At 39.5% G+C, this 12,103-nt stretch carries 12 protein-coding genes, 1 other RNA gene and 2 pseudogenes; 4 read left to right on the top strand and 11 right to left on the bottom strand.

Annotated features, from left to right (window positions below; genetic code table 11):
* Positions 1–252 (top strand): hypothetical protein (locus tag RDV78_09240; GenBank protein MDS1030647.1); only part of this gene is annotated, 252 nt, incomplete at its 5' end.
* 241 nt (positions 253–493) lie between these two features.
* On the opposite strand, the gene RDV78_09235 is transcribed toward RDV78_09240, so the two are convergent.
* On the bottom strand, positions 494–820 hold the full coding sequence (locus tag RDV78_09235) for a YnfA family protein (protein ID MDS1030646.1): 327 nt from the start codon (positions 818–820) through the stop codon (positions 494–496).
* A gap of 298 nt (positions 821–1,118) precedes the next feature.
* On the opposite strand from RDV78_09235, the gene RDV78_09230 reads away from it, so the two are divergent.
* The 3 genes and pseudogenes from RDV78_09230 (at position 1,119) to RDV78_09220 (ending at position 3,215) form a co-directional block, all read left to right on the top strand.
* Complete coding sequence (locus RDV78_09230; GenBank protein ID MDS1030645.1) at positions 1,119–1,334, top strand: hypothetical protein; 216 nt, start codon at positions 1,119–1,121, stop codon at positions 1,332–1,334.
* A gap of 166 nt (positions 1,335–1,500) precedes the next feature.
* Positions 1,501–2,340, top strand: coding sequence for an alpha/beta hydrolase (locus RDV78_09225; protein MDS1030644.1), 840 nt, complete (start codon positions 1,501–1,503; stop codon positions 2,338–2,340).
* A 707-nt stretch (positions 2,341–3,047) separates the two neighbouring features.
* A pseudogene (locus tag RDV78_09220) lies at positions 3,048–3,215 on the top strand (AAA family ATPase).
* A 446-nt stretch (positions 3,216–3,661) separates the two neighbouring features.
* On the opposite strand, the gene ssrA reads toward RDV78_09220, so the two are convergent.
* The 10 genes and pseudogenes from ssrA to RDV78_09170 all read right to left on the bottom strand — a co-directional run bounded on the left by ssrA (position 3,662) and on the right by RDV78_09170 (position 11,987).
* Positions 3,662–3,988: a transfer-messenger RNA gene (gene ssrA, locus RDV78_09215) on the bottom strand.
* Positions 3,989–4,082: 94 nt separating this feature from the next.
* Entirely contained in the window at positions 4,083–4,556 is a 474-nt protein-coding gene (gene smpB / locus RDV78_09210) for an SsrA-binding protein SmpB (protein MDS1030643.1), read from the bottom strand.
* Between the two features lie 11 nt (positions 4,557–4,567).
* Positions 4,568–4,891, bottom strand: a pseudogene (pylSn, locus tag RDV78_09205) (pyrrolysine--tRNA(Pyl) ligase small subunit).
* Positions 4,892–4,985: 94 nt separating this feature from the next.
* Complete coding sequence (locus tag RDV78_09200; protein MDS1030642.1) at positions 4,986–5,558, bottom strand: ANTAR domain-containing protein; 573 nt, start codon at positions 5,556–5,558, stop codon at positions 4,986–4,988.
* Between the two features lie 42 nt (positions 5,559–5,600).
* Entirely contained in the window at positions 5,601–6,929 is a 1,329-nt protein-coding gene (gene glnA / locus RDV78_09195; GenBank protein MDS1030641.1) for a type I glutamate--ammonia ligase, read from the bottom strand.
* A 53-nt stretch (positions 6,930–6,982) separates the two neighbouring features.
* Positions 6,983–7,705: a glutamate synthase gene (locus RDV78_09190; protein MDS1030640.1), complete on the bottom strand. Its 723-nt coding sequence runs from the start codon at positions 7,703–7,705 to the stop codon at positions 6,983–6,985.
* On the bottom strand, positions 7,702–8,937 hold the full coding sequence (locus RDV78_09185) for an FAD-dependent oxidoreductase (protein MDS1030639.1): 1,236 nt from the start codon (positions 8,935–8,937) through the stop codon (positions 7,702–7,704). Before RDV78_09185 ends, RDV78_09190 begins: the two co-directional genes overlap by 4 nt.
* Positions 8,937–9,374: a 4Fe-4S dicluster domain-containing protein gene (locus tag RDV78_09180; protein MDS1030638.1), complete on the bottom strand. Its 438-nt coding sequence runs from the start codon at positions 9,372–9,374 to the stop codon at positions 8,937–8,939. The genes RDV78_09185 and RDV78_09180 overlap by 1 nt, the downstream gene beginning before the upstream one ends.
* A 14-nt stretch (positions 9,375–9,388) precedes the next feature.
* Complete coding sequence (locus RDV78_09175; GenBank protein MDS1030637.1) at positions 9,389–10,894, bottom strand: glutamate synthase-related protein; 1,506 nt, start codon at positions 10,892–10,894, stop codon at positions 9,389–9,391.
* Positions 10,884–11,987 carry a glutamine amidotransferase family protein gene (locus tag RDV78_09170; protein ID MDS1030636.1) on the bottom strand — a complete coding sequence of 368 codons (1,104 nt, stop codon included), beginning with the start codon at positions 11,985–11,987 and terminating at the stop codon, positions 10,884–10,886. The genes RDV78_09175 and RDV78_09170 overlap by 11 nt, the downstream gene beginning before the upstream one ends.
* Positions 11,988–12,103: the final 116 nt, after the last annotated feature.

Below are 12,103 nucleotides of genomic sequence, written 5' to 3'. Positions count from 1 at the left end.
CGATTCATTTCTTGCTTTTTGTCTTTAATGAATCGGGCATGTTTTTCCACTGTTCAGTTCTCAAAGACCTGTTCTCTCTTTGTTGTTGCTTTTCTTTTGCTGCCGCCCTCAGGCGACGACAATGATTATTCTATCATGTTTATCGGTGTCAGTCAATGGTATTTACTTCCTTTTAGCTTAGCTCTTCCTTTTGTTTTTGTTCTTTCATTTACGCTCTGCTATGCTTGTACCGCTGACGCTTGTTTAGTATAGTACATTCTCATACTATTTGTCAATGGCTTTTTTATCTGAATAATCTTCTTTTAGATGCTCCCATATAGACTGAAGATCTTACTCTAAGCAAACACTCTTCATGCAATTTATATGCTTCCTGAGTTTAACCAGGGCAGAATTAAATGAAACTCTTAAGATACCTAGAATTAATCCAAGGAAAACCAGAAATAAATAATTGCCCAGAGGAAGTACAGGCAACCGCTGTCTATTAACAAGTTAATTACTGCCGCGGTACCCAGAGCATTACTGAAACACCTATAATACAAATTATAGCCCCAATCCAATCATAAATATCCGGTGTCTTTCGGTCAATTAACCATCCCCACAGCACCGATAAAATTATAAAAATTCCTCCGTAAGCGGCGTAAACTCTACCAAAGCTGGGGAACTTCTGCATAGTTGGAATAACTCCATAAAGGACAAGTATTAGTGCACCTAACACTCCGAACCAAATAGGTTTACTTTCCCTTAACCAAAGCCATACTAAGTAGCCACCGCCAATTTCAGCTAATCCAGCCAGTATAAAAAGAATGCCTGCATCCAGCATAACTACCCTCCATCAACAATTTATTTATACTAACTACTAGTTTATCCTAAAGAGGAAAAAAGTCAAAAACTACTGGAGAGATAGACCCTATTTCCTTAAACCATTTTTTGACTGCAGCAAGAATCAGTTTGCTCTCTTGGCAGCAATAAAACCGCTTGCAGCATAAAATTATCCTTAACCAAAGCCAAACTAAATAGCCACGCCAATTGGGGCTAACCTCATATTTTTCTTTCTTGAGCGGGAAACTATAGATAATTAAATTTTAAAGCCACTTAAATTGTTAGGGAGCGCAGTTGCGATGGAGTCAACATTTTTACCTATCATCTGGCTGGAAAAAGCTGCGCCAGTAGATGTAGCAAACTGTCAAAAGTGTGAATTACATTGCCAAAGGTCCCGGGTTATATGGGGTGAAGGCAATCCCAATGCTCCAATAATAGTCATATTGGATAATCCCGGAGCCCGTGAGGACAAAGAATGCTATAAGCGCGGAAGTGAAAAACCTGAGGGCGCATGACATTAGCCGGCCCACCGTTTCTTTATGCGGAAATAAAGTTAGCCTTTACTAGTAAAAACCCTACCGTAACAGACAGTAGTTTTTTTAACCTTTCCTATTATTCGCTGACATTTATAAAATTAGGTGTTGAGGTTGAATATAAAAAAGAATCGGATGGGTGATGTATTTGCTTACACCAAAATATAAGTCATCAACACTAATAACTATTGATAATGCAGTTATTGAATACGTTGATCTATTGGGAGACGGGACTCCCATAATTTTTATACCCGGTGCAGAAGACGGTCTTTATACTGTAGGCAAAATTCCTTTTCCCTATCTTCTAGCAAAGATGTTTAAGACCTATGCAAATAATCATAGACTTATCATCATGAGTAGAAGGGAGCCTATTCCACAGGGATTCACAGTAAGAGACTTGGCAAAGGATTATGTTTGGGCTATGGATGAACTTAAGATTGATAGGGCACATATTGAAACGAATTCGGCGGGTGGGCCTATAGGACAATGGATTGCAATTGACTATCCTAAGAGAATAAGAAGTCTTGTATTGGGAGAGACAATGGCCCATGTAGACGAAAAGTTTAATAAAATTCTCCTCCAATGGGTGGATTGGTGTAAGAATTGGAAATGGTATAAGCTGTATGTCGATAGTATAGTTAAAACCTTTACCCCAAAATATTATGGAAAATATAAATGGGCTTTTCCACTTATACATCTTATTCCTAAACCTAAAAATCCCGAAAGAATGATAAGAATATTACAAGGGCTTTTTGATTTAGATAACAGACCTTATTTGGACAAAATAAACTGCCTCACACTGGTAATTGGCGGCGATGCCGATGTTTTAACAAGGCCAGAACTTCAAAAAGCTATGGCAGATTTAATACCTGGCGCTAAACAGGTTCTGATACCAGGAGTGGGGCATGGCGAAAATCTAGAAGCAAAGAAAGAACATGAAATGAATGTCTTATCCTTTTACGATGAAGTAGATAAGTCAATCCTCTAAGATAAATGGATAGAGAGGCTTACATATAATTTCGTTTACTCGAAGATGCTTAAGATGCCGGGAAGAAGCTGCCTGCATGGGAGTGTTAATTATTTTGTGTATTTGATTTTTCCGTTAGTAATACCTAAAACATTATAAATACAAAATAATGGAGCCAATTATACTTGGTAAAGAAAAAATAAAGATAGATGCTGCTGTTTTATTTCTAAAGGATTTATCTTCTTGTGTTTCGTTGGAAGTATTTGCTCTTATTCTATCTCCACTGTTAAAAACACCCAAAAATAATCCTGAAATATTATTCCAGCTATACTTATAATAGACAATAGGTTAAATGCTAAGTTAATATCTTTTTTAATAAGCGAAATCACTAAAACTAAAACCAATATAGCAGTCCCTATTAAAAATTGTTTCATAGCATCACCTTGCCTTCTAATTGCTACTATAATTATATTTTAAGAAGATAGTTTTAGCAACCATTATTAAAACTAAAACTCCAGCTAGATCCGGTAATTCTTTTAATTGTACATTTCTGTATTGCACCTACGTATAATGTTGGTGATGTTTCTAATACTGGTTTCCATGTAGATGGAGATGTATAACTAAAGGTATTTGATTCTCCATTGCCACTATTAGATAAAATTACATTTCCGTTTGATAAAGACAGTTGGAAATCGTTAATATTCCATCCTCCACTAGCCTTCGCACGGCTTAATTACCTTAAAGACTCAAGGGGTATTGGTGTAGTAGCAGGCGTGCCTGGTGCCGGTAAAACCTCTGCTCTTAGAAACTTTGCTTTAAGCCTAAATCCTTCACTTTACAAGGTTATTTACTCCCCTCTGTCTACAGGCACGGTGATGGATTTTTACCGAGGACTGTACTGCCCTTGGATAAAGAGGAGGTGAAAACTCATAGAACAATATCTCATTAAAGACATAACAGCTATAAATAATAAAAGTGCTAATGATTTAAAAACAATCATTAACACTTATGTAGAATCCGTATAAGTTTATGAGGATAAGGTGGACATAAACCTTATCCTCTTTTTTACATATAAATGTAAATGGTGGAGGCGAGGGGACACGTGATCCAGCACTTTCATACCGGCGCTGACTATATCTTGGACTTGGTTTTCCAAGCCCCCTGGCGTATTATGCGTATTAACGCATCCTAGTACTGCCACTAACGGCAGCCTATGAGTCGATACGTGGCTGTTGGGTTACCCCACATACCACTCGGTATTGGCACCGCCATTATGCGCTGAGCTTTCACCGATAAAGCCAGGTTTTCACCTGCACGTCACCGTGCAGGGCGACCTATTTGTTGATCGAACCCCTGTCCGAAAGTATACCCACATGAGCTTCTACCAGGATAGTTCCTGTTTTAAAATTCGCCCTTGGAACTCCCAGGAACAGGATTTCTGTTGAGCTAGTCCGCTTAAGTTCCCCTAAATCTAGCAGACAGTTGATTTAGAGTATCCTGCTAAGTTGTCCCCTTATCCTACACCGCAGGAACAGTAGGTAAGAGGTTAGGCTGCCTTAGGCAGCTAAAGCGTAATTATCTTTTGCGTTTAATTTAAGGTCCACCGTATTACGGGCTAATGGAACCCCGCCTGGCTACTCATGCCAATACGACCCCCGTCGAAACCAGTACGCCCCCATATTTAATTATCCTAAGCTATATTATTGTAGCACATGTAGAACAAAATTGCAAAATAATCTATACTAAAGTATAGACGATATCATTTATATTCCTTTTTCCCTATCCCGCAATGTTCTAGCAATTTCCCGGTTAGCATCCAGGGCTGCCATAGCTTCTCTTTTGTCGTAGAGTTTTTTACCTTTGGCTAGGGCCAACTCCAGTTTAGCTTTTCCTCGAGGATTGAAATATATCTTCAAAGGCACTAAAGTTAAACCTTTTTCCTTAGTTTTACCGATTAAGCGTCTGATCTCGCTTTTATGCATTAATAGTTTTCTGGTTCTTTTGGGATCATGGTTAAAACGGTTGCCTTGTTCATAAGGACTAATATGCATGTTATAAATAAAAACCTCGTTATTTTCTATGCGGGCAAAACTATCCTGTAAATTGGCTTTACCTGCCCGCAAAGATTTAACTTCCGTCCCCGTTAAAGACAATCCTGTTTCATAAGTTTCTTCGATAAAATATTCATGCCTGGCCTTGCGGTTTTCAGAAACTACCTTTATCTTTTTTTCAGGCATTAACAATACACCTAACTTTCCTTCTTTTCATTCAGCTGGGAACCATAATTTTGAGTAAAAACAGTCGTTGAATACTTTTCCATCTTCCAAGCAGGTATTTTACATTTAGGGCAAGTACCTGCCATCCATTTATTACGCAGCTATCTAGCTGCCCGGCTGTTTTTGGAGTTCGGCACCATAAATGTTTTATTACAATGAGTTGTAATTTCAGCACAGCTTCCTTTTTCCACTATGGACTTAATTCCATACATAATTCCATTTCTAGATGGCCATAATTTCATTTTCTGCAACAGCCGGAAAAAATCCACCCTCTTTTTCTTACTACCATAGCATATTGTTTTTTAATTTTCAAATTTAAAAAACGCTGCACAATTTAATTTCACTGTGCGGCGTTATTCTTAAAAATAGTAGTTCGCATAATACTACCTTTTATTCATAATTATGAACTATTTCCCGGGCTACTTTAAATTGGCTTAATCTTAAATCCATTGCTCTTTTTTGAATATATCTATTTGCCTGGGGCTCTGTCATGCTAAGTTTCTCCACCAGGAGCCATTTAGCTTTTTCAATTACTTTCCGTTCATCCATCTTTTTCTGCAGATCATCTCTTTGGTTTTTTAATCCAATGATTGATTTGCGCATATTGTCGGCAAAACGAGCTGTTTGAGCTAGAATTATTCTAGAAATAGGTTTGGGAAGAATCAGTGCTCCCACCTTTTCCAGCTCATCCTGCATTTCGTCTAAATATTCATGTTTAGCCAATACCAGAATTCCTGCATCAGTCTTTTCTGCAATATCGAGAATAAAATCCTTCCCCTGTTCATCTGGTAGAGGTGTATTTACTATGAGTAAATCAGGTTCAAGAGAATTTAATTTTCTTCTAGCTTCGTTAGCCGATAGAGCACTCTCTGCAGAACTAAATCCTTGGTGCAGCATTAACGCGGCAATTTCGTCTCCATATTCGGCTTTACCGCATACTACTAAAACGCTCCCTGAAATCATAGGCACCACCTCCATTTGAACAGGGTTTCGGCAAAAAGAAACTTAGTATGCGGTAAGGTAACTGTCAGTTTCCCAAGGATGTACGTGGTTATCATATGCTGCCCATTCTTTTTCTTTAACTGCTATATACTTATGGAAAGTGTGTTCACCTAGTACTTGTCTAATTAAATCGTCCTTTTTCATTTCCTCTAAAGCCAAAAGCAAGTTAGAGGGAAGCTTTTCTAATCCTAAAGACTGTTCTTCTTTAGCGGATAAATCATAAATGTTAACATCTACAGCAGGCGGCAGTGTTAACCCCTTTTCCATTCCATCCAAACCTGCTGCTAAGATTACAGCTAAAGTAAGGTACGGATTACAAGCAGGGTCAGGGCTTCTAAGTTCGATCCTAGTTGCCTCACCAGTTACTGCCGGAATGCGTAATAATGGGCTTCTATTCATATGAGACCAGGCAATATGCACAGGTGCTTCAAAGCCAGGAACTAATCTTTTGTAAGAATTTACCAGCGGGTTGGCCAGAGCTGTTATGCCTTTTATATGCTCTAATACCCCAGCGGAAAAAGCTTTGGCAGCAGCGGAAATATCTTGGTTATCATCCCCTGCTTCAAACAAGTTCTTCCCTTCTTTAGATAAAGACATATTAATATGCATACCTGAACCACTGGCATTCTGCAAAGGTTTAGGCATAAAAGTAGCATGGAGCCCATTACGCTGGGCAATGACTTTCACAACCATTTTAAAGGTCATAATATTATCAGCAGATGTTAAGACATCATCATATCTAAAATCAATTTCATGCTGTCCAGCGGCGTTTTCATGGTGAGAAGCCTCAATTTCAAAGCCCATATCTTCGAGAACCATACATATTTCCCGACGGGCATTCTCTCCTAGGTCGATTGGTGCCAAATCGAAATAGCTGGCTGTATCATGAGTCTTCGTTGTAGGCCTGCCTTCAGCATCAGTATGAAAGAGAAAGAATTCGCATTCAGGACCTACGTTAAAGGTATAACCCAAGTCCTTGGCCTTTTGGGCCATTCTCTTTAAAATGTACCTTGGATCTCCTGCAAAATATGAACCATCTGGGTTTTTAATATCAGAAATTATTCTGGCAACCTTTCCATGTTGAGGCCGCCAAGGCATAATAGAAATTGTTGTAGGATCTGGAAAAAGGTACATATCTGAAGTTTCTACTCCAGTAAAACCAGCTACGGAAGAGGCATCAAAAATGACTCCTTGCTCAAATGCTTTAGGAAGCTGCTGTGCAGTAATGGCGATATTTTTCATTCGTCCTAAAATATCGGTAAACTGCAATCTAATAAATTTTACATCATTTTCCTTAACTATTTGTAAAACATCTTCTTTTGAATTCGGCATATTCAGACACCCCTTTCGGTCTAATTTAAGCCATTTTTAAAAGTATATGCAGCCTAGTTGTGTGTATACAATTGCTTATAAGGATTTTTAGTATTGGCTACTAATTTAATAAATTTAGATGGTAACACTTTACTCTCCGCTACGTTAAAAAATTCACAATATTTTCGCACATACTTTTTAATTATTTCCAAATCCTTATTCGACACATCGCAAACATTTACCTGCTTAGGCAAATTGGCAGGAGGACTATCACTTCTGATATAAATTGTGCCTCCATGCATCCCCGTACCGCAAAAGTTTCCTACAGGGTTTCCTCTGTCCTCGTTTAATCCTAAAACAAGAATAATTCCTCCTGCTTGATACTCTCCTAAGAAATCTCCAGTCTTTCCTCCAATAACTAAAACAGGCTTAATGTCTTGATATTCTTTCATATGGATGCCAACCCGGTAGCCTGCGTTGCCTTGGATATAAATTTCTCCGCCTCTCATTCCATAGCCCGTTGCATCGCCGCAATTGCCGTGGATAATAATTTGGCCATCATTCATTGTATCCCCAGTTGCATCTTGGGCATTTCCAAAGACTTCAATACTTCCTCCGCTCATGTACGCACCTAAAGCATTTCCAGAAGTGCCATGAATTTCAATGTTTTTATCCATACAGCCGCACCCAATGTATCTTTGCCCCAGTACATTTTTTAAAGTAATCTCATGGTCGGAACTTTCTTTTATCTGTCTATTAAGTTCGGAGTAATAAATTTCACCCGCAGTTATAATCATTTTTTATCACCTCCAGCTAATTTTTCTTTTCTAGTTCTCTCATCAAAAACAAGCAGCTGTGGTTTTATACTAAGCAAATCGAAATTTATCTTTTTCAAGGGGATCTGTTCTCTAATTAAAGAAGTATAAATTCCTGCTCTCTCAATATTACCAATTAAAATATAGCCTTTTAATAAGCCATCGGCGTAAACTAATTTTTTGTAGTAATTTTGTCCCTTAGCAACTAGCTCCTTGCCTTGGAGGGAGCCTGCCGTTATCATCGGCAGGCCAAAGAAACTAATTGCATTCATAGGGATGGCCTTTGTATACTTTTCATCTTTCCCTGCCATATTCATACCGGCAATTTGACCTTGCATATAGGCATTGGGCAGCAGCGCTAGTACTTTCGACTCATGGGAGGAAATATCATAACTCTCTACGCAATCCCCGGCAGCAAAAATGTCAGGCAGAGAGGTTTTTTGCTGTGGATCGACCCAAATCCCTCTTTTTACCAAAGCCCCTGCATTTTGCAGCAGAATAGTATTTGGTTCCACGCCAACTGCTACTACCAAAATGTCGAACTCAATTTCTTTCCCTGTTTTTAAGGTTGCAGTATCTTGAGCAAATTTTACGGCAGCGTCGTTTAAGACAATACTGATTCCCTGCTCCTCCAAATGCTTTTCTACGTACTCAGCTCCGTCCAAATCTAAAATGCTGGGTAAAATCCGGTTGGCCAAGTCAACTACAGTAACTTTTTTACACAAATCACGCAGACCTTCCGCAGCTTTTAAGCCGATTAATCCGGCGCCGAGAATCAGTACTCTGGAATCTTTTCCTACAGCCTTTTTCAGGTCTTGCGCGCTGTCCCAGGTAAAAAACGTAAAGAGGTTTTTTACACTGTCTAAACCTTCAATTGGTGGAATTACCGGCTTAGAACCTGTTGCAACTAACAATTTGTCATATTTTAAACATTGCTGATCTTCCAGCTTAATTTCTTTCTTATCAGCATCTATTTCCACAGCTTTTTTACCTAAAATTGTGGTACAGCCATTTTGTTGGTAATAATTCTCTTTGCGGTAATACATCTTATCCGTATCCACTTTACCGTTTAACCAATATGAAATCAGCGGGCGGGAATAAGTATGGTATTTTTCTGCTGAAACAATTGTTATAGAAGATGATTTATCAATGGATCTTAAACCATCTACACACCCTATAGCAGCTGCTGAGTTGCCAATAATCACATAATGCACTAGACTTCCCCCCTTTCCTCATATACAATTGCCAAATTTGGACACTTCTCAGCACAGATTGGTTTGCCAAAACTAGTGCACAAGTCACATTTTTTAACCACTTTGCCGTCTCCTGGTAAAATAGCACCATAAGGGCAGACTAGAATACAAGTGTTGCAGCCCACGCATCTTGTTTCATCTACAAATACTTTTCCTTCTTCGTTAATTTCCATTGCTCCTGTCAAGCAAGATTTCACGCATAAGGGATCTGTACAATGTCTGCAGGAAACTGCAAAGCTAATATTATCCTGCTCTTCAATTACTAATCTAGGTGATGGTTTTTGTCCGGCGGCAAAAGCTTTAACCATATCTGTTTTGCCGCTATGGGCAAAAGCACAATAATACTCACAAAGGTGGCAGCCAATACACCGATCTTCATTTACGTATATCTTCTCCATATCCACACCGCCCTTTATTCACCGGCGTGTTGCACGCCGAGTATTTCCAATTCCTTCTGATTTAGTTCAATGCCCCGCAGCATAAGGCGATTGCCTCTTAAGCTTTCAATAGCATTAATCCCCATGCCTCCCAGCATTTCCTTAATTTCATGGTCCCAAGCACTGACTAGGTTGACCAAACGTTTATACCCAATATCGGGATTTAACCTTTTAACTAAGTCCGGGCGCTGAGTGGCAATGCCCCAGTTGCATTTACCAGAGTGGCAGCTTCTGCAAACATGGCAGCCTAATGCAATTAAAGCGGCCGTACCAATGTACACTGCATCAGCCCCTAGAGCAATGGCTTTAACAATGTCAGCGCTATTGCGAATACTTCCTCCAATAACCAAAGAAACTTTATTTCTAATGCCTTCATCTCTTAATCTCTGATCTACGGAGGCTAAAGCAAACTCAATTGGGATACCTACATTGTCTCTGATTCTAGTAGGAGCAGCACCGGTTCCACCTCTGTACCCATCAATGGCAATAATATCTGCACCAGAGCGGGCAATTCCAGAGGCGATAGCAGCTACATTGTTGACTGCAGCCACTTTGACAATAATAGGTTTTTTGTAATTTGTAGCTTCTTTTAGTGAGTAAACCAGCTGTCGCAAATCCTCAATAGAGTAAATATCATGGTGCGGGGCTGGTGAAATTGCATCGGAGCCTAGAGGTATCATCCTAGTTTTGGAAACGTCTTCTCCAACTTTTTCACCTGGTAAATGGCCGCCAATGCCAGGCTTTGCACCCTGTCCCATTTTAATTTCAATAGCTGCACCGGCATCTAAATATCCTTTATGAACTCCAAACCTTCCCGAAGCTACCTGCACAATTGTATTACTGCTATATTTATAAAAATCTTTGTGCAGGCCGCCCTCCCCAGTGTTATAAAATGTGCCTAATTCTTCTGCAGCCCTAGCAATACTTTCGTGGGCGTTGCGGCTAATAGAACCATAGGACATGGCTGAAAACATAATCGGCACATTTAAAAATAAATGAGGAGGCAGCTTTTCTTGTAAGGTTCCATCGCTGTTAAAAGCTAACTTTTCAGGCTTAGCACCTAAATATACCCGTGTCTCCATAGGCTCTCTTAAAGGGTCAATGGAAGGATTAGTTACCTGACTGGCATTAATCAACAGTCTGTCCCAATAAATTGGATGAGCTGCAGGAGTACCCATGGAAGATAGCAGTACTCCTCCGCTATCAGCTTGTTTATAGATTTCAGTAATGGCCTGTTTAGTCCAGTTTGGGTTTTCACGAAATTCATGCTGATATTTTCTAATCCTTAAGGCCTGAGTAGGGCAAAGGGCTACACATCTATGACAACAAACACATTTACTATCATCTGCCACCATTTCATTAGTTTCAGCGTCATAACTATGGACATCATTGGCACACTGTCTTTCACAGACGCGGCATTTAATACATTTCTTTTCCTTCCGCACAACTTCAAATTGCGGTGTTAGATAATTAATTCCCATTTGCTTTCCCTCCTGAAAGTGATGCGATCACAGGCTCTCCTCCCTTTGGACTCCAGATTTTATCTACCTCAGGGCAAATAATTCGAATAGCACATTCTTCACTTGCCACCAGTACCAGATCGTCCTTTTCTGCTGCCACCATTGAGCGAAGTTTTAGTCTATCGTTTAACGCCATCATTCCGCCTTCATAGCCTAAAATAATTGAAAAAGGACCTGTAATCAGCAAGCTTGCATAAATGGTTCTTAAGGCAGAGAATTTTTCTCTGCTTTCTTTGGGCATCCTGTCGATTTCATCCCAAAAGGGAGCAGCAATAATGGATGCTATGTCAATAAGGTTTAACCCCTGACGACGGTTCAAGTAATCAAAAATATAAGTTATGACTTCCGTATCCGTCAGGAGAGTACACTTATAACCAAACATCTCTATAAAACGGCGGTTTGCATCATAGGATGATATTTCCCCATTATGCACTATGGTATAATCTAAAAGGGAAAAGGGATGAGCACCTCCCCACCAACCAGGGGTATTTGTAGGGTATCTGCCATGGGCCGTCCAACAGTAGCCGGCATACTCCTCTAATCGATAAAAAGCTCCAACATCTTCCGGAAAGCCTACGGCTTTAAAAACGCCCATATTTTTTCCACTGGAAAAGACATAGGCGCCATCAATTTGGGTATTGATTTTAATGACACACCTTGCCACATATTCTTTTTCTTGTAACTGACTTTCCTCCAGTTTTCCATGCAAAGGAGCAACAAAATATCTCCAGATTAGAGGTGCATCAGTTATTCGGGGATGTTTTTGCGTCGGAATACGGCTTAAGTTAATTACATCAAAATATCTGTTAATAAACCTTTCCGTTTCTTCCCTAGACTCATTACTATCAAAAAATACATGGAGCGCATACAAATCACTATATTCGGGGTAAATGCCGTAGCCGGCAAATCCACCTCCTAAACCGTTTGAGCGATCGTGCATAACCGATATGGATTTAACAATTTTATCTCCTCGCAGCCTTCTGCCTTTCTTACTAAAGATTCCGGAAATAGCACAACCTGACGGTATCCTTACCTGACCTTCTTTTAGCAACATTTTCCACACTTCCCTCTACTTAGGAAATAAAAAAAGGCACACCCTTACCCTTAATAGGTTCGGGAACGCCTTTGTTCCACAAAAATAATAATCTTTGTGTTTATCCTACAGATAAA

This window comes from Bacillota bacterium LX-D (assembly GCA_031628995.1).
Classification (GTDB): Bacteria; Bacillota; DUOV01; order DUOV01; family Zhaonellaceae; genus JAVLUO01.
Note: the sequence above shows the minus strand (reverse complement) of the source record. Positions and strands in the feature narration are given on the sequence as shown.